Origin of the sequence: Nocardia rhizosphaerihabitans (genome assembly GCF_014646295.1) — a bacterium.
In the GTDB taxonomy this organism is placed as follows: Bacteria; Actinomycetota; Actinomycetes; order Mycobacteriales; family Mycobacteriaceae; genus Nocardia; species Nocardia rhizosphaerihabitans.
In genome coordinates, this window is the sequence record NZ_BMNE01000001.1 from 766,673 (window position 1) to 783,181 (window position 16,509).

At 69.1% G+C, this 16,509-nt stretch carries 12 protein-coding genes and 1 pseudogene; 8 read left to right on the forward strand and 5 right to left on the reverse strand.

The genetic code is table 11. From position 1 onward, the window contains the following. Positions 1–22: 22 nt before the first annotated feature. From IEY60_RS03410 to IEY60_RS03420, 3 genes are all read right to left on the reverse strand, one after another. Positions 23–529, reverse strand: coding sequence for a VOC family protein (locus IEY60_RS03410; protein ID WP_189023647.1), 507 nt, complete (start codon positions 527–529; stop codon positions 23–25). A gap of 50 nt (positions 530–579) precedes the next feature. Continuing rightward, on the reverse strand, positions 580–1,491 hold the full coding sequence (locus tag IEY60_RS03415) for an EamA family transporter (protein ID WP_189023648.1): 912 nt from the start codon (positions 1,489–1,491) through the stop codon (positions 580–582). A gap of 425 nt (positions 1,492–1,916) precedes the next feature. Next, positions 1,917–3,443 (reverse strand): FAD-dependent monooxygenase, encoded by a 1,527-nt coding sequence (locus IEY60_RS03420; protein WP_189024871.1) that lies wholly within the window; start codon positions 3,441–3,443, stop codon positions 1,917–1,919. 286 nt (positions 3,444–3,729) lie between these two features. On the opposite strand from IEY60_RS03420, the gene rox reads away from it, so the two are divergent. The 5 genes from rox to IEY60_RS03445 all read left to right on the forward strand — a co-directional run bounded on the left by rox (position 3,730) and on the right by IEY60_RS03445 (position 11,906). Further along, entirely contained in the window at positions 3,730–5,157 is a 1,428-nt protein-coding gene (rox, locus tag IEY60_RS03425) for a rifampin monooxygenase (protein WP_189023649.1), read from the forward strand. Between the two features lie 54 nt (positions 5,158–5,211). Continuing rightward, complete coding sequence (locus IEY60_RS03430; RefSeq protein ID WP_189023650.1) at positions 5,212–5,835, forward strand: alpha-ketoglutarate-dependent dioxygenase AlkB; 624 nt, start codon at positions 5,212–5,214, stop codon at positions 5,833–5,835. A 230-nt stretch (positions 5,836–6,065) separates the two neighbouring features. Continuing rightward, positions 6,066–8,039, forward strand: a complete 1,974-nt coding sequence (locus tag IEY60_RS03435; RefSeq protein WP_189023651.1) for a UvrD-helicase domain-containing protein — start codon at positions 6,066–6,068, stop codon at positions 8,037–8,039. A 54-nt stretch (positions 8,040–8,093) separates the two neighbouring features. Then, positions 8,094–9,290, forward strand: coding sequence for a serpin family protein (locus tag IEY60_RS03440; protein WP_189023652.1), 1,197 nt, complete (start codon positions 8,094–8,096; stop codon positions 9,288–9,290). Positions 9,291–9,404: 114 nt separating this feature from the next. Continuing rightward, on the forward strand, positions 9,405–11,906 hold the full coding sequence (locus IEY60_RS03445) for an NERD domain-containing protein (protein ID WP_189023653.1): 2,502 nt from the start codon (positions 9,405–9,407) through the stop codon (positions 11,904–11,906). A gap of 139 nt (positions 11,907–12,045) precedes the next feature. Here the strand turns inward: IEY60_RS03445 and IEY60_RS03450 are convergent, their stop codons facing one another. Continuing rightward, on the reverse strand, positions 12,046–12,621 hold the full coding sequence (locus IEY60_RS03450; RefSeq protein WP_189023654.1) for a TerD family protein: 576 nt from the start codon (positions 12,619–12,621) through the stop codon (positions 12,046–12,048). A gap of 320 nt (positions 12,622–12,941) precedes the next feature. Here IEY60_RS03450 and IEY60_RS03455 point away from each other — a divergent pair, with 320 nt between their 5' ends. The 3 genes and pseudogenes from IEY60_RS03455 to IEY60_RS03465 all read left to right on the forward strand — a co-directional run. Next, positions 12,942–14,297, forward strand: a complete 1,356-nt coding sequence (locus IEY60_RS03455; protein ID WP_189023656.1) for a hemolysin family protein — start codon at positions 12,942–12,944, stop codon at positions 14,295–14,297. After that, positions 14,290–15,306, forward strand: a complete 1,017-nt coding sequence (locus IEY60_RS03460; RefSeq protein ID WP_189023658.1) for a hemolysin family protein — start codon at positions 14,290–14,292, stop codon at positions 15,304–15,306. The genes IEY60_RS03455 and IEY60_RS03460 overlap by 8 nt, the downstream gene beginning before the upstream one ends. A gap of 28 nt (positions 15,307–15,334) precedes the next feature. Beyond that, positions 15,335–16,039 (forward strand): annotated as a pseudogene (locus IEY60_RS03465) (PP2C family protein-serine/threonine phosphatase); the annotation flags it as partial. A 15-nt stretch (positions 16,040–16,054) separates the two neighbouring features. Here IEY60_RS03465 and IEY60_RS03470 read toward each other — a convergent pair. Continuing rightward, on the reverse strand, positions 16,055–16,453 hold the full coding sequence (locus tag IEY60_RS03470) for a MerR family transcriptional regulator (protein WP_189023662.1): 399 nt from the start codon (positions 16,451–16,453) through the stop codon (positions 16,055–16,057). Between the last annotated feature and the right edge of the window lie 56 nt (positions 16,454–16,509).

Consider the following 16,509-nt stretch of genomic DNA (forward strand, 5'->3'; position numbering starts at 1 on the left):
AGTGTGCCGTGCCCGATGACCGTCACTGCTCGGGCGCGTCGATGCCGATCGAGCGCAGGTGCGCGGCTTCCGGGCTGTCGGGGTCCCATGGCCGCGCGGCCGTCATGACGACCCGGATGTTCTCCGGGGTGCGGACTTCCAGTTCGATCGAGTTCCACGGCATCAGCCTCGGTCCGGTCGTGCAGCCGGGTGACACCGCGTCGCACGCGGCGGCGATCGCGTCGATCTCACCGAGTACACAGGAGAAACTCACTGTTATGGCGGGTGTGTCGTCCTGCTGTTCGCCCGCGACCAGCAGGACATCCTGAAAGGCCCAGCGGCGCAGATGGGTCAACTGACCGGGGACGGAGAACAGGTCGAAGAAGCCGAGCGCGCGGACCCAGAAGTCCGTCGACACGGTCAGATCGGCCGACGGCACGGTGACGAACATCGGCATGCCGTAGAGGCCGTGGAACGGTTCGGGAGCCACGGCATCGGGGCCGGGAACGGGGACCGGGCTGATCTCGAATGCGGGAAACGGTGTATTCATACGGGCATCGTCGACCCTCACGCAACGTAAGGGTCAAGTCCTCTTCCGCGCTACAGCGGCGCGGGCGGTTCCGGCGCGGGCTGACGGGTGGGCAGGGCGCTGACCGTCAAGGCGAGCATGACCAGCGCGATACCCGCCAGCTCCGGCACGGTGAGCCGCTGGCTCAGCGCGAGGGCGCCGACGACGGCCGCGGTGGCCGGGAGCAGGGCGAGCAGCAACGCGAACCGCGCCCGTCCGACCGCGGTCAGCACCACCTGATCCAGCGCGTAGGGCACCGCGCTCGACAGCACGCCGACGCCGAGCCCGAGCAGCCAGGTGCGGGGATCGGCGAAGACCGACGCGTCGATCGCCACCTGCGGAATCAGCACGACCGGGGCCAGCAGCACCGCCGCGGCCGCCATGCCGACGGCGAGCGAATCCTGGCCGTCACCCGCGTCGGCCACCCGCTTGCCGACCAGGATGTAGCCGGCCCACAGCACGGCCGAGGCGACCGCGAACCCCACCCCGACCGGCTCGACATCGAGTTGCACCCCGGCCAGCAACACCACCCCAACGGCGACCAGTACCACCGCGAGCAGATCCCTGGCCCGGCGCGAGCCGAGCGTGGCCACGGCCACCGGACCGAGGAATTCGATGGCGACCGCGGTGCCCAGCGGAATCCGCGCGATAGCCTCGTAGAACACGATGTTCATCGACACGGTGACGATGCCGAACCCGGCCGCCACCGCGATCCCCCGCCGCGTCCACCGGCTGCGCCACGGCCGCCGCCAGGCCAGCAGCGCCACGCCGGCGGCCGCGGCGCGCAGCCACGCGACGGTCGCCGGTTCGGTGGTGTCGAACAGGAAAACGCCCAGTGCCGCACCGACATACTGCGACGTCGCGGCGACGACGAACACCAGCGGCACCGACCAGCCGGGCAGCACGGCACGGCTGGGCCGCTCGGTCGCAGAGATCGCGCTCACTCCAGGAGTAATCCACAGCCGATTCAGGATTTCAACGCGAGAACGGGACGTGACCCAGCCCACTCCCCCGAAATGTCACACGACGGCGCGGCGCGGCGTCTCATGGGCACAACAGCCATCGACAGACAGGACCACCCATGACCGAAGGAATGGACCCAGCGACCGAGGCATTCGTGACGCGCCGACCGGGTCGCCCGGCTGATGGCTGCCGGGCTGCCCCGGGTCGGCGGCCAGGTGTCGACCGAGCTGGCGCAGATCAACGGCGCTCCCGCACTGGTCATCCGGATCGACGGGGTCGTCGACAGCGTCGTCGCGACGCGGATCGACGACGGTCGATCACCGGTCTCTATGTGGTGCGCAATCCCGAGAAGCTGTCGCGGATCGAACAGGCGACCGCCGTCGCCCGCTGATCCGCGACCGCTTCGTCAGGGCTGTCCTACCCAGCGGTCGAGCGCGTCCCGCAAGGCCGGGGTCGCGGTGTCGGCGGCTTCGTCGACGGCCGCGGCCCAGCCGACGAAGGCGTCGGGCCGGATGAGCAGCGCGTCGGCCGGACGATCCTCGGTCTTGGCGGTGACGATCTCGATCCGCGGCTCCCGCGCCCTGGCGAGTTCCCGCAGGTCCGCGCGATCGGCGAGGTCGAGGAAGACGGGCCTGGCGGTGCGCAGGAGTTCCGCGACGCTGGTCGTGCCTGCCTCCGTGAACAGCGTGAGGTCGGGGGCGAAGGCGCCTGCCAGCGGGTGCGGGTCGGCGCCGGGCATCGGGTAGCGGACGTCGCCCGCGGAGATCATGCCCGCCAGGCGGCGCAGCGCGGGTTCGTCGGCAAGCAGCTCCTGGAACACCGCGCGCAGGGCGTCGGTGGCCTCGTCCTGGCCGCGGCGCAGCGCCGCCTGAGCGCGAGTCTGCTGCAGCGCCCGGCCTGCCGCGGCGTGCCGTTCGTCGTGGTAGGTGTCGAGCAGCCCGGTCGGCGCCCAACCCTGCACGGTGGCAGCCAGTTTCCACGCCAGGTTGACCGAATCGAGCATGCCGACATTGAGCGCGGTGCCGGTGGCGGGGAGTAGATGGGCGGCGTCACCGGCGAGCAGGATCCGGCCTGCCCGGTAGCGATCGGCCCGCCGGGCCTGGAACTGGTAGCGGGACAACCGGATCGGCTCGCCGAGCGGCAGCTCGGCGCCGAGCACACGGCGGGCGCTGTCACCGAGTTCGGCGAGGGTCATGGGGTCGTCGTTGTCGTATTCGGTGAGGTCGTCCTCGGTGGTCTGGAAGAACATCGTGCGCACCGCCGGGTCGACCGGGCCTATCGCGAAGACGCCGCGACCGGTGCGGGTGAAACCGGGACTGATCGGGCCGTGGCCCGGCACGTCGAGGCCGCCGTCGTCGAGGACGGTGACCGAGTCCGGCACCGCGACCACGCCGAGGCGGTTGACCTCGGGAAAGGTGTTGCCGGGGAACGGGATCGCGGCCAGTTCCCGGATCCGGCTGCGCCCGCCGTCGCAACCGACCAGGTACTGCGCGCTCACGCGGTACGGCCCATCGGGACCCTCGACGTCCACGGTCACCGCGCTGTCGTCCTGGCTCACCGCGACCACCTCGTGCCCGCGGCGGATCTCGGCGCCGAGTTCGACGGCGCGCTCGGCGAGCAGCTCCTCGACGCGCGCCTGGGGAATCCCCATCGCGTCCATGGGGCCGTCGGCCAGGCTGGTGAAATCGACTTGCATGCCGCCGAAGGGGAAGATCGGCGCCGGGATCGGGCTGCCCACCGCGGCGAAGCGGTCGAGCAGGCCGCGGTATCGCAGCACATCCAGGATGCGGCCGCCCAGGCCGCTGGCCTTGTGTGCGGTGCCCGGCTCCGCACGCCGCTCCAGCACCACGGGCCGCACACCGGCCAGGGACAGCTCCCCGGCGAGCATCAGTCCGGCAGGGCCCGCGCCGACAACGATCACGTCGGTCTTCATCTCACGCACTGCGTTACTCCCGTATTTCGCTGGTCCGAACATCGACGTGCGATTGTGCAGGACACCCGGGGCCTTGCCGCAAGCCCCCGGGTGGGCTATACCTTGGAAGGGGCAAGGAGCGCTGGACGTTCCGATTCCCCTTCTCCTGCGCGACGCGGCCGTCGCCGAATTCGCGGTTCACAGAACACCCCTCGAAATATCGCTTGTGGCTGGACCCGGGGCTCCCGCACAATGGGCAGCCGATGCCCGGACCTGCGGAAATCCGGATTCAGCGAAGAGGTGGTTCATGTTCGACGTGATCATTGCCGGATGCGGGCCCACCGGTGCGATGCTGGCCGCAGAGCTGCGGCTGCACGATATGCGGGTCCTCGTCCTGGAGAAGGAGCCCGAGCCGGCGTCGTCGTTCGTCCGCATCGTCAGCCTGCATATGCGCAGTCTCGAGCTGATGGCGATGCGTGGACTGCTGGATCGCTTTCTCGAACGCGGACGTCAGCGTCCGGTCGGCGGCATCTTCGCCGCCATCGCCACACCCGCGCCCGACGGCCTGGATTCCACCCACGCCTACCAGCTGGGGATCCCGCAGCCGGTCGCCGAGCATCTGCTCGCAGAGCATGCGATCGCACTGGGTGCGCAGATCCGGCGCGGTTGTGCGGTGGCCGGTTTCGAGCAAGACGACGAGGGCGTGACCGTCGAACTGGCCGACGGGGAGCGGCTGCGGACGCGGTACCTCGTCGGCTGTGACGGCGCGCGCAGTACGGTGCGCAAACTGCTCGGCGTCGGCTTCCCCGGCGAGCCCTCGCGGACCGAGACGCTGATGGGCGAGATGGAAGTGGGTATGCCGTTGGAGGAGATCGCCGCCAAGGTGACCGAAATCCGCGCGACCACTCCGGCATTCAGCCTCGGACCCTTCGGCGAGGGGATCTATCGCGTCGTCGTCCCCGCCGTGGGAGTCAGCGAGGGTCGCGCGGAGCCCACCTTCGAGGATTTCCAGCAGGGGTTGCGCGCGATCGCCGGAACCGATTTCGGTGTGCACTCCCCGCGCTGGTTGTCCCGCTTCGGCGATGCCACCCGGCTGGCGGAGCGGTATCGGGTCGGGCGGGTGCTGCTGGCCGGCGATGCGGCGCACATCCACCCGCCCGCCGGCGGTCAAGGCCTCAATCTGGGCGTTCAGGACGCGGTCAACCTCGGCTGGAAGCTGGCCGCGCAGATCCGCGGCTGGGCGCCGGAAACACTGCTCGACACCTACCAGAGCGAACGTCACCCGGTCGCCGCAGATGTACTGGACAACACCCGCGCCCAGGTGCAGCTGTCGTCCACCGAACCGGGCGCGCGGGCCGTGCGCAGACTGCTCACCGAACTGATGGACTTCGACGAGGTGAACCGCCATCTGATCGAGAAGATCGCCGCGACCGGCATCCGCTACGACTTCGGCGAAGGCCCTGACCTGCTCGGACGCCGCCTGCGCGATATCGACCTGAAGAAGGGACGTCTCTACGAGCGACTGCACCGCGGCCGCGGCCTGGTGCTCGATCGCACCGAACGCCTGACCGTCGAGGGCTGGACGGACCGGGTCGACCTTCTCGCGGATCCCACTGCGGCACTGGATGTTCCGGCCTTCCTGCTCCGGCCCGACGGCTACGTCGCCTGGATCGGCGAGCACCAGCAAGATCTCGACGACCACCTCGCGCGCTGGTTCGGCAAGCCCGCCGACTGATTCACCCCGCCACGCTATCGAACATACATTCGAACAGGCGCTAGACTGGCTGGCATGTCGCTGCCCCTGCAAGGTTCACTGTTCGACGGTGATGCGGTTGCGCTGGGTTCGATCGAGACGATCCGGCGCACCCAGCTCGACGCGACGGCCTGGGTGGATGTCCTCCCCGGCTGGCTGAGCGGCGCGAGCATTCTTTTCGAGCGCCTGGCCGAACGCGTCCCGTGGCACGCCGAGCGCAGGCCCATGTACGACCGGGTCGTCGACGTGCCCCGGCTGGTGTCGTTCTTCGGCGAGAACGACCCACTCCCCGACCGGATCCTGGTCGCGGCACGAGAGACCCTGACCAGCCATTACGCCGCCGAACTCGGCGAGCCGTTCCGCACCGCGGGCCTGTGCTTCTACCGCGACGGCCGCGACAGCGTCGCCTGGCACGGCGACACGATCGGCCGCGGCGCCACCCACGACACCATGGTCGCGATCGTCTCGGTCGGCGCACCACGCGCACTGCTGCTGCGGCCACGCGGCGGCGGCGCCAGCGTGCGATTCACCGCGGGCCACGGCGATCTACTGGTGATGGGCGGCGCGTGCCAGCGCACCTGGGAGCACGCGGTACCCAAGACGTCCCGGCCGGTCGGCCCGCGCATCAGCATCCAGTTCCGCCCGCGCAACGTGCGGTAATCCCCGCGCCGGAACAACCGTGCACGACGCGGAGTCCACCGTCTCGGCATCGCAAGCCCGAGGAGCGGACCGCAGTGCTGTTGCGACCGTCGGCGGCGTAGCCGTGCGCCGCGTTGCTCCCGTCACCGGTCGGCCGTTGCGGGACGTCTCCGGCGAAACCGCTTCTGTTACTGGGTGATTCGCTCATACTCGAAGGGGCGGAGTACGCGGACCAAGCGGGGGTGGTCGACATGACGTCCAGCAATGATCGGGAAATTCTGCGGCGGCGCGGCGAGCAGATGCTCGCGGACACCATCGGGGAGTTGGCGGGGCGCTCGCGCAATGTCTACACCGCGTTGCTGATGGCGGGGCGGCAGCGGTGGCGGCTGTTGCTGCACCGTACGCAGCCGGCGCCGGCGGGGCGGTGTGACGCGCTGCTGATCGGGCAGGGTGGTGTGCTTGCTCTCAATGTGGTCGACGAATTGCCCGGCGAAGCAGAGGTGCGGCGGCTGCGGGCGCATGCCGAGCAGTTGTTCACCGGGGTGGTGATCGGGCCGAATCGCAACGAGTTCGTGCGGGAGACAGTCGAATTGGTATTCGTGCTGCCGCCGGGACGGTCCGCGGGCGTCGACGGCCGGTTCGTCGTGTGCACCGACACGACCGTCCACCAGTTGGCCGGACGGCGTTCGGTGATGCCCGCCCGGCTGGGTGGTGAGCTCGCCGAGCACACCGCCCGGCGCAACTCCGACTATCGACCGATTCCGCAGCTCGTTCCGGAGCCGGAGCCGGTCGAGGTGGCGGGTCTGCTCGAGGTGGAGTCGCTGCACACCGACCATCTCGCCGGTGCGCTGGCCAAACCGTTCCCGACATGGACAGCGTTCCTCGACCCCGCACAGAATGCGCTGGTCAGCCGGAACTACAACGGTCCGGCGCGGATAGTCGGGCCTGCGGGAACCGGGAAGACCGTGCTTGCGCTGCACCGCATGGCCCATCGCGCCCGGCGCAGCACCGGGCCGCTGCTGTTCACGACACTTGTGAAGAACCTGCCGCCCTGTCAGGAATCCGCCTTCGCGCGGCTGCTCCCCGACGCGGCGGGGCGCGCGACCTTCACGAATCTGCATTCCTGGGCGCAGGAGTTCTTGTCGGGCCGAGGTATTCGCCGGGTGATGGAGCTCCCCCGCACCGAGACGGCGTTCAACCTGGCGTGGATGCACGTTGGTCGACCTGGTCCGTTGGTCGCCATCGAATCCGATCGCCGCTACTGGCGGGAAGAGATCGATCGGGTGATCAAGGGGCGCGGCCTGCCCGCCACCGAGGCAGGCTTCGACGAGTACGCCGCAGTGGATCGGCGTGGTCGGCGCGTCGGACTGCGCACCAGCCAGCGCAGGCACGTGTGGGCGTTGTACGAGGAGTACGAGTCGATCCGCTCCGAGCGGCAGTGCTTCGACGGGAACGACATCATTTCCGCCGCGCTCGATGCCCTGCGCACCGAACCACTGGACCGGCCCTACGCGATGGTCGTCGTCGACGAGGTTCAGGACATGACCGTGCAGAGCGTGCGATTGGTCCATGCGCTCACCGGCGGCGAACCGAACTCGCTGTTGTTCGTCGGCGACCGGCAGCAGCAGATCTACGCGGGCGGCTGGCGGTTCGCCGACGCCGGCATCAACATCGTCGGACGCAGCGAACGGCTCACCAGAAATTACCGCAACCGGCGCGCGATCCTGAAACTGGCGGCGAGCCTGCCCGGAGCCCGGCCGGTCGAGGACGCCGAGACGCACGAACCGCAGGCGATCGACCTCACCGACTCGGTATTGCCGGACGGCTACGCCGAACACTGGGTCTGCACCCGTGCCGAGGTGGGCGACCAGGTTCGCAGCCAGCTGGATCGCATCGTCGCCGAGGGAATCTCGTTGTCGGACACCGCCATCATCACGATCACGAACGCCGAGGCGGAGTACCTGCTCGGCCTGCTGCGCCGATGGGGGCTGCCCGCGCAGCACCTGGTCGACTACCGCTGCGCCGAACAGGACACCGGCGTCAAGGTCGGCACCGTCTACCGCGCCAAAGGTCTGGACTTCCGCGCGGTCATCCACCCCTGCACCGAGCCCGCGCCGCCGACCACCGAGGCCGAGCGGGAACGCTACGAGCTGACCATGCGTCAGCAGTTCGTCGCGGTGACGCGGGCCAGGGATTACGTGTGGCTGGGCATCGTGCGGGACTGACCCACCGCGCGACGGGGGCTGCGGGGTGTCGGGGTCTGGTCGTAGGATCCGGGCATGGGGAGTTCACTGATGGCGCATGTCCGTTCGTCGAACGAGCTGACCGCGCGGTGGTGCCGGACGTTCGGGGGCGAGGACGCGGTGGTGTCGGCGGCGGGGTTGTGGCCGTTGCTCGCGGTGCTGGCCGACGCTGCGAGCGGGCAGGCCAGGGCCGAGCTGGCCGCCGCGGTAGGGGTTCCGGCGGAGCAGGCGCACGCGGCCGGGCTGGCGATGTTGGCCTCGCTCGACGCGTCGCGGGAGGTGTCGACGGCGATCGGTGCCTGGGTACAGCCGGGACTGCCGTTGCGCGACGACTGGGTCGCCTCCCTGCCCGCGGGCACCGTGGGGACGCTCGACGACCCTGCCGCACTGGACAAGTGGGCACGGGAGAAGACCGACGGGTTGATCGAGAAGTTCCCGGTCCCGATCACGGAGAACACCCTCTTCGCGCTGGCGACCGCGCTGCTGGCGCGGACTCGCTGGGCGACGCCGTTCGACGAGATCCTGTACACCCCCGAATCCGGACCGTGGCAAGGGCATCGTGGCCCCGGTCTGTACCGCAGCACCTCTCCCGACGGCAGCGTTGCGATTCTGGGTGACGAGGTGACGCGGGTGATCGTCACCGGCCGTGGCGAACTCGACGTCCACCTGCTCATCGGCGCAGGCAGTCCACAGCAGGCCGTCGCCGCAGGTCTCGCCGCGTTCGACGGTGCTGTCCCGGTGCGCACCGACCTCCCCGTCGGCACGACCGCGCCCTGCCTGACCGTGATGCGGCGGGAAACCTATGGTGGCCAGGATTCCGTGGCGCTGACCATGCCACCGTTCGAGGTCGCGGCCACCCACGACCTCACCGACCATGCCGCGCTGTTCGGCCTCTCCGCCGCGCTCGACCGGCAACAAGGCCATTTCCCCGGGCTCAGCCCGGCGCCGCTGGCCGTGGAGGCCGCGGGCCAGAATGTCGTCGCCCGCTTCGATGCCACCGGCTTCGAAGCTGCCGCTATCTCCGCGGTCGCCATGACACGCAGCGGCGCCCGGCGGCGGACTTCGTCGACGATCACCTCGGTGCGCATCGATCGGCCCTTCGGATTCGTCGCGGTGGACCGGCCGACGGGACTGGCCATCGTCGCAGGTCAGGTCACCCGGCCACCACTGGAGTGGGTTCGGCCCACAGCCGCGGAACCCGCGCCGGGGCGGTTCCCCGGCGCCCCGCGGTGAGAGCGGTAATCGCGATTGCCGATCCCGTTGCTCGGCAACGAGATTCGGTTTCGATGTCGCTCACGTAAGCCGTATCCTGGTAGAGGTCCGCAATCGGTTGCACAGGGGGTCGTGGTGATCGTCGTTGTCGCGGACGAAACCGAACTCGAAGGCGCAGAAGAGGTCGTCGGCGCGGCGATCCGCGACTGGGCGTCCGCGGTGGGTGGCGTCGCGGTGTTCCGGTGTCATGTGCCGGAGAGCCGGGGCGGATCGGTCGAAGTCGACGCGCTGGTGTGCACGCCGCAAGGCGCCACCGTGGTGGAGGTGAAGGGGTTCACCGTCCGCCAGGACGGCACGCTCGCCACCCCACCCAACGGGCCGTGGACGGTCGGCGGCGAGGAGGCCGCGCTCTATCACGCGGTGCGGGTGCCGAATCCGTTCGTCCAGGTGCGTCGGCAGGTGTTCGCGGCGAAGAACCTGCTGCAGCAGTCCGGGATCTTCGGGTGGGTGAACGCGGTGGTCGCGCTGGTCCCCCAGCCCGGATCGCAGATCACCCTCGAAGAGGCCCGCATCGCCGACGGATACCGGGCCGTCCTCGTCCATCGCGACGACTCGACGGCCCTGCACGACTATTTCCACGCCGAGACCGGGCGCACGGTCCGGCTCAGCGTCAACGATGTGCGCCGGGTGTTCGCGGCGCTGAACCTCAGCCACTTGCTGCCCAGCCGGGTCGCTTTGGCGGATCAGGGTTTTCCCGCGCGGCTCGATCCGTCGACCACCAGCCGACCCCCATCCGGGACCTCGATCGAACTCGGTGACACCGAGGAAACGGACACTGCCGTGAGTTCCGGGGCGACCGGTTCGTCGCGGGTGAGTACGCGGCTCGCGCAGGCGAGTACGCCCGCGTTTCTCGCCGCGATCGATCGGCTCGCGCATCGGCCGCGCGCGTCGGCGGCATCGGCCGAGGTGCCCGAGACAACGCACCGTCCCGAACAGCGCTCCCCCGAACAAGAATCCGGTGCCGACGAGCGATCCGAGACTTCGACTCCGGGAAGTGCAGAGGCGCCCAGCGATCCGGCCGATGCCGTTTCGCCCTTGGCGGGATTGGTGAGCGTGCCTGCCGCAGCAGAGGTTTCACAGGAAGCCGCCTCGCAGAACACCTCATCCTCGACAGAGACCGATGACAGCGGAACCGCCACCCCGCCGGTGGATCACGCGGCAGCAAGCGAGGCCGGTACGCGCGCCGACGAAACCGCGCCTTCTGGTGCCGACGACGCAGCGGGTAGTGAAGTGACAGAGTCGAATTCGAGTGCCGGCGCGAATTCCGGCGCCGCTGGCGATCTCCGTGGCGAGGGTGTCGACAGCGAAGCAGTCGACGGAGATGACGACGCGAATACGTCACCCGACGAAACTACCGCTCCCACAGCGGACCCGGGCGAAGGCGTCACAGACGAACAAACGACTGCCACCGCCCCGCCGACCGGTGTCGAATCGGCAAGTGTTGTGTCACTGACGAAGTCGGCCGCTGAGTCCCCCGCCGAACCCTCAGCGGACACCGACGACGGCTCGGCCAGTACACCGGCTGACAATCGCTCCGCCGCGAGCCAGGTTGTGAGCAGGGAGATTCCGCCCGCGAACGATCCCGCCGACGAACACGAATCGCAGGAATACGACGATTCGGACTACGAGCCATGGCCCGTGGACGAGGATCCGGAATACTCGGGTCTCGAAGCGCCGCACGCTGAGTACGCAGCGCCCGCCGCAGCAGCCGCGGTCGGGGCCGCCGCCGGCGTAGCCGGGGCTGCCGCAGCATGGTCGTCCAGTTCGTCGCCGGACCCCGATCCGGCACACCGGGGCGACGCGCCATCGGCGGAGCACTTCGACAGATCCGACCATTGGACCGACTGGATGGAACGCGACCAGACCTCGGTGCGGCCGGCCGCGCCGAGCCGGCTGCGGGAGCGGGTACAGCACAAATCGGCCGGGCCGTCGCTGCTCGAACGGTGGCGTAGCACCCCCGTGCGGGAGCGGAGCGAACGCAGACAGCGCCGGATCCGGATCGGTCCCGGTGTGGGATTGATCCTGTTCATCGTGCTGTTCGGGGTGGCGTTCTTCGCGATCACCGCGGTACAGGCGAGCCGGTTCGAGATGGCGGACTACGACCGGATGTGCGGTGACCGGAAGCCGTTCCCGAATGCCGCCGAATACCAGCGCGACGGCGTGCGGCCGATCTACCTGTCGGGCGAACTCGCCACGATGGTCGCCACCAGCGATTCGAGCGCCTGGCATCCGAGCGACACGTCGTCGGTCCAGCTCATCGCATGCATGCAGCAGGTGAGCCTGGGCGACCTCGTCCAGACCTGCCAATTCCCGCCTGCCCCAGGCACTCCCATCGGCCGCACCGTCAACCTGTTCCGGGCGACCTACGAGATCACCGTCTACGAACTGCGCACCGGACGGGAAGCCGGGCGGGCCGTCATGATCGGCGAACGCTATTCGGCCGACCCCGCGAACACCGATCCCGACCGATGCCGCGCCGCCGCCGATGCCCCGGACGTCCTCGGCCGCCGCCTCGGCCAGCCGTCGACGGCGCAGGTCACCGGCTTCCTCGCACCACTGGTCCGCGCCGACCGCTGAACCGAGTTGACCTCGAGTGCACTCGAGGTAGCAAGATCACCGTCGTGCCCCGCGCACACCCGACACCGCGCCACCCGGCGTCGGTCGCGCCTCCGCCGGTTTCCCGTACACCCACCGGCGGAGGCCGTCGGGATCGACGTCAGAGGTTGACGCCGAAGTCCCGGGCGATGCCTTCCAGACCGGACGCGTAACCCTGGCCGATGGCGCGGAACTTCCACTCCGCGCCGTTGCGGTACAGCTCACCGAAGACCATCGCGGTCTCGGTGGACGCGTCCTCGGACAGGTCGTAGCGGGCGAGTTCCTCGCCGTTGCTGCGATCCACCACGCGAATGTAGGCGTTGCGCACCTGCCCGAAGGACTGGCTGCGGTTCGCGCCGTCGTAGATCGAGACCGGGAACACGATGGAGTCGATCGTCGCCGGAGTGCCGGCCAGATCGACGTTGATCACCTCGTCGTCGCCCTCACCCTCGCCGGTCCGGTTGTCACCGGCGTGCTCGATCGCACCCTCCGGCGACTTCAGGTTGTTGAAGAAGACGAAGTGCCCGCTCGAGGCAACCTTCTTGTCGGCGCCCAGCCCGATCGCGCTGGCGTCGAGATCGAAATCCGTCCCGGTGGTGGTCCGCAGGTCCCAGCCCAGGCCGACCGCGACCGCGGTGAGGTTCGGCGCCGCCTTGGTCAGTGAGACATTGCCACCCTTGGACAAACTGACACCCATACCGATATCTCCCATCGATCGTCGCGGCACGAAAGGTACCGACCATTCGCACACTAGCACGTGCCACTGTCTGGTTTACCGGAACGTCGGCAGCGCCAAGGCCCGAAACTGTCTGACGGATAGGCGAATTGGCGAGACGTGTCGTGACAGCCGAGGCAAGGAATCGGCTCGGGCAACCATACAGTGGCACGTGTTAGTGTGATGCGTATGCCGGATGGTGAATCAGACCAGGAGGGATCTCGCGGCGCGCGTGAACCTCGTCCTCCCGAGCACTCTGCCGCTGAGCGATTCCGCCGCGGCCCCTCCGACGAGGTCGGCGCATGCTGACCGTCCTGAGCGTCGCCGCCGGTATCGCCGTCGTCCTGCTCATCACCGCACTGACGGGGTACTTCGTTGCCCAGGAATTCGCGTACATGGCGGTGGACAGGTCGCGACTGAAGGCGCGCGCCGAGACCGGTGACAGTGCGGCGGGGCGCGCGCTCGCCGTGACCCGGCGGACCTCGTTCATGCTGTCGGGCGCCCAACTCGGTATCACCGTGACGGGTCTGCTCGTCGGCTATGTGGCCGAGCCGTTGATCGGGCGCGGGCTCGGCGAGCTGCTCGGCGGGGTCGGTGTGCCGGTGGCGATCGGTGTGGCGGTCGGCACCGTGCTCGCCATCGTGTTCTCCACCCTGGTGCAGATGCTGTTCGGCGAACTGTTCCCGAAGAATCTCGCGATCGCCCGGCCCGAGCCGGTCGCGCGCAGGCTGGCCCGCTCGACGACGGCCTACCTTCGCGTATTCGGCTGGCTGATCTGGCTTTTCGATCAGTCGGCGAACATCTTGCTGAGGTTGCTGCGGATCGAGCCGGTCCACGATGTGGAACATTCGGCGACCCCACGCGACCTCGAGCACATCGTCGCCGCCTCGCGCGAGGCGGGCGAACTGCCCAGGGAGCTCTCGACGCTGCTGGACCGGATCCTGGATTTCCCCTCGGCCAACGCCGAACACGCGATGATTCCGCGGGCCCAGGTCGACACCGTGCCGGTGGACGAACCGGCCGGACAGGTCCTGGCGCGCATGGGTTCTGGACACACCCGATACCCGGTAGTCGGCACCAGCAGCGATGACCTGCGCGGTGTCATCCATCTGCACGATCTGCTCGACGGGCCGGTGACGGGCACCGCGGGAGACTGGATGCGTCCGGCACTGCTGGTCCCCGAGTCGCTGCCGCTGCCCGAGGTGTTCACCCGGCTCAGTGCCGCGAAAGAGGAGATGGCCCTCGTCGTCGACGAATACGGCGGGTTCGCCGGCATCGTCACCGTCGAGGACATCGCCGAGGAACTCGTCGGTGAGATCGCCGACGAACACGACACCGGTACCGCCGAGATCATCGCCGACGGTGAGGGCTGGCTCGTCGCCGGTGACCTGCATCTGGACGAAGCCGAACGGCTGCTCGACCTCGAATTGCCGCACGGTGACTACGAGACCATCGCGGGTCTGGTCATCAGCGTGTTCGGCGGACTGCCACAGGTGGGCGATCGGGTGGACATCGCGGTGCCGCCCAGCGGCGCCGACTTCCTCGCCGAGCAGCCGCCGGCGGCGCGGACGGTTCTCGCCGAGGTACGGGCAATCGGTAAACACGTTCCGTCGTCGGTGTCGCTGACCGTCCGATCCGAGCGAGGCGGCGATGAGTAATCCCTGGGTCGTCGTCGCGATGACCATCGTGCTGATCGCGGCCAGCGCGTTCTTCGTCGCCGTCGAATTCGCGCTGATCGCCGCCCGTCGGCATCGGCTCGAAGACGCCGCGCCGACCAGCCGGGCCGCACGGGCCGCGTTGCGCGGTTCGGCCGAGTTGCCGGTTTTGCTCGCCGGTTCCCAGCTGGGCATCACCGTCTGCACGCTGGCGCTGGGCGCGGTCACCAAACCCGCTGTGCACCACTGGATCACCCCGCTGATCGAGCATCTCGGGGCACCGCTGTGGGTGGCCGATGCCGCGGGCTTCGTGCTGGCGCTGATCGTGGTGACCTTCCTGCACCTGGTGGTCGGCGAGATGGCGCCGAAGTCGTGGGCGATCGCGCACCCCGAGAAGTCGGCCACGCTGCTCGCGCTGCCGATGCAGCTGTTCATGACCCTCACCCGACCGGTGCTCGTCTCGCTGAACCACGCCGCCAACTGGTGCCTGCGCACAGTCGGCGTCACCCCGGTCGACGAGGTCGACGCCGGGCAGAACCCGGCAGGCCTGCGACACCTGGTCGAACACTCGGCGACCGTCGGCACCCTCGACGAGCGATACCGCGGAAACCTGACCAGCGCACTGGAACTGGAACAGCTGACCGTCGGCGACATCGTCGCACCGAACACCGCGCCGAACTCGGTGCCGCCGGACGCCGACACCGCCGCGATCCAGGCTGCCTCCCGCGCCACCGGGCACCTGCGGTTGCTGGTCCGCGACCGCGACGGCGTGCGCGGTGTGATCCACGTGCGCGACAGCCTCACCGCCGCACCCGGCACCACCGCGGGCGAGCTCATGCGGCCGGTGCTGGAAATCGCCACGACCGTGCCGGTATACGAGGCGCTGCGCACGATGCGCGAAACCCGTAGCCACCTGAGCCTGGTCACCAGTCCGGACAGTGCGGAGCTGGTCGGCCTGCTCACCATCACCGATGTCCTGGAGCGGCTGCTGCAGTCCGCGGCCGAGATCTGATCCCTCTATACCGAACGAAGGTGGCCTCGTGAACACACAGCTGACCTGCGCCACGCGCACTCATCGCGGCTTGGTCCGGGAGGGCAACGAAGACTCCGTCCACGCCGGGCACCGTCTGCTGGCGCTGGCCGACGGGATGGGTGGCCACGCCGCGGGCGAAGTCGCCTCCGGACTGATGATCGCCGCGCTCCTGCCCCTCGAACACGAACACGAGGGAGAACTGCTCGACCGTCTCGAACAGGCTGTCCTGCGCGGCAACAGCGCCATCGCCGAGCAGGCTGCCCGTTCGACCGAGCTGAACGGCATGGGGACGACGCTCACCGCGATGCTGTTCGACGGCACCCGGTACGGGCTGGCCCATGTCGGGGACTCCCGCGCCTACCTCCTGCGCGGCGGCGAACTGGCCCAGATCACCCGCGACGACACCTTCGTGCAAAGCCTCGTCGAGGCAGGCCACATCACCGCCGAACAGGCCAGAACCCATCCTCGCCGCTCGCTGATCCTGCGCGCGCTCACCGGTGATCCGGTCACCCCGACGCTGGTGCTCGGCGAAGCCGAACCCGGCGACCGATACCTGCTGTGCTCGGACGGATTGTCCGACGTGGTCACCGAGGAGAAGATCGGCGAGTTCCTGCGTTCGGCCGCCACCGTGGCCGAGTGCGCCGACCAGCTGGTCGAACTCGCTCTGCTCAACGGCGGCCCCGACAACGTCACCGTCATCGTCGCCGATGTCGCCGTCGGCGACTGATCAGAGGATCGGCAGGTCCGGTGGAAGCTGCATGGCGACCGCGACCAGCGAGTGCACGCGGGTGGCGATGATGTTGAGCAGTCCGTGGATCTCGACGGGCGCGGTCTCGGTGACGGTCTGCAGGTTCCTCAGGTCTTCGTCGAGGCGGGCGAGGACCTCGTTCATATCCCGGGGGCTGCTGTTCAGCGCGGTCGCGATCTCCTCCAGCGGAATCCCTTGAGCCTCGAGGCGCTGGATCAGGTGGATACGGTCGACGTCGGCGGGGTTGTAGAGGCGGTAGTTGCCTGCGCTGCGTTGGGCCGGTGCGAGCAGAGCGATGCTGGTGTAGTGGTCGATCGTGCGCGTACTGACTTCGGCGCGGGCGGCGAGTTCACCGATCTTGAGCAAGGCTTCGGTCATCACGACCTCCTTCCGCAGCAGAAGCTAACCATACAGCGGCACGTTCTACCGTCGCC

What these genes read in the sequence shown, in the direction of transcription:
- IEY60_RS03410 (WP_189023647.1), bottom strand. Translation starts at nt 529, where the DNA reads ATGAATACACCGTTTCCCGCATTCGAGATCAGCCCGGTCCCCGTTCCC.
- IEY60_RS03420 (WP_189024871.1), bottom strand. Translation starts at nt 3,443, where the DNA reads ATGAAGACCGACGTGATCGTTGTCGGCGCGGGCCCTGCCGGACTGATG.
- rox (WP_189023649.1), top strand. Translation starts at nt 3,730, where the DNA reads ATGTTCGACGTGATCATTGCCGGATGCGGGCCCACCGGTGCGATGCTG.
- IEY60_RS03430 (WP_189023650.1), top strand. Translation starts at nt 5,212, where the DNA reads ATGTCGCTGCCCCTGCAAGGTTCACTGTTCGACGGTGATGCGGTTGCG.
- IEY60_RS03435 (WP_189023651.1), top strand. Translation starts at nt 6,066, where the DNA reads ATGACGTCCAGCAATGATCGGGAAATTCTGCGGCGGCGCGGCGAGCAG.
- IEY60_RS03440 (WP_189023652.1), top strand. Translation starts at nt 8,094, where the DNA reads ATGGGGAGTTCACTGATGGCGCATGTCCGTTCGTCGAACGAGCTGACC.
- IEY60_RS03450 (WP_189023654.1), bottom strand. Translation starts at nt 12,621, where the DNA reads ATGGGTGTCAGTTTGTCCAAGGGTGGCAATGTCTCACTGACCAAGGCG.
- IEY60_RS03455 (WP_189023656.1), top strand. Translation starts at nt 12,942, where the DNA reads ATGCTGACCGTCCTGAGCGTCGCCGCCGGTATCGCCGTCGTCCTGCTC.
- IEY60_RS03460 (WP_189023658.1), top strand. Translation starts at nt 14,290, where the DNA reads ATGAGTAATCCCTGGGTCGTCGTCGCGATGACCATCGTGCTGATCGCG.
- IEY60_RS03470 (WP_189023662.1), bottom strand. Translation starts at nt 16,453, where the DNA reads ATGACCGAAGCCTTGCTCAAGATCGGTGAACTCGCCGCCCGCGCCGAA.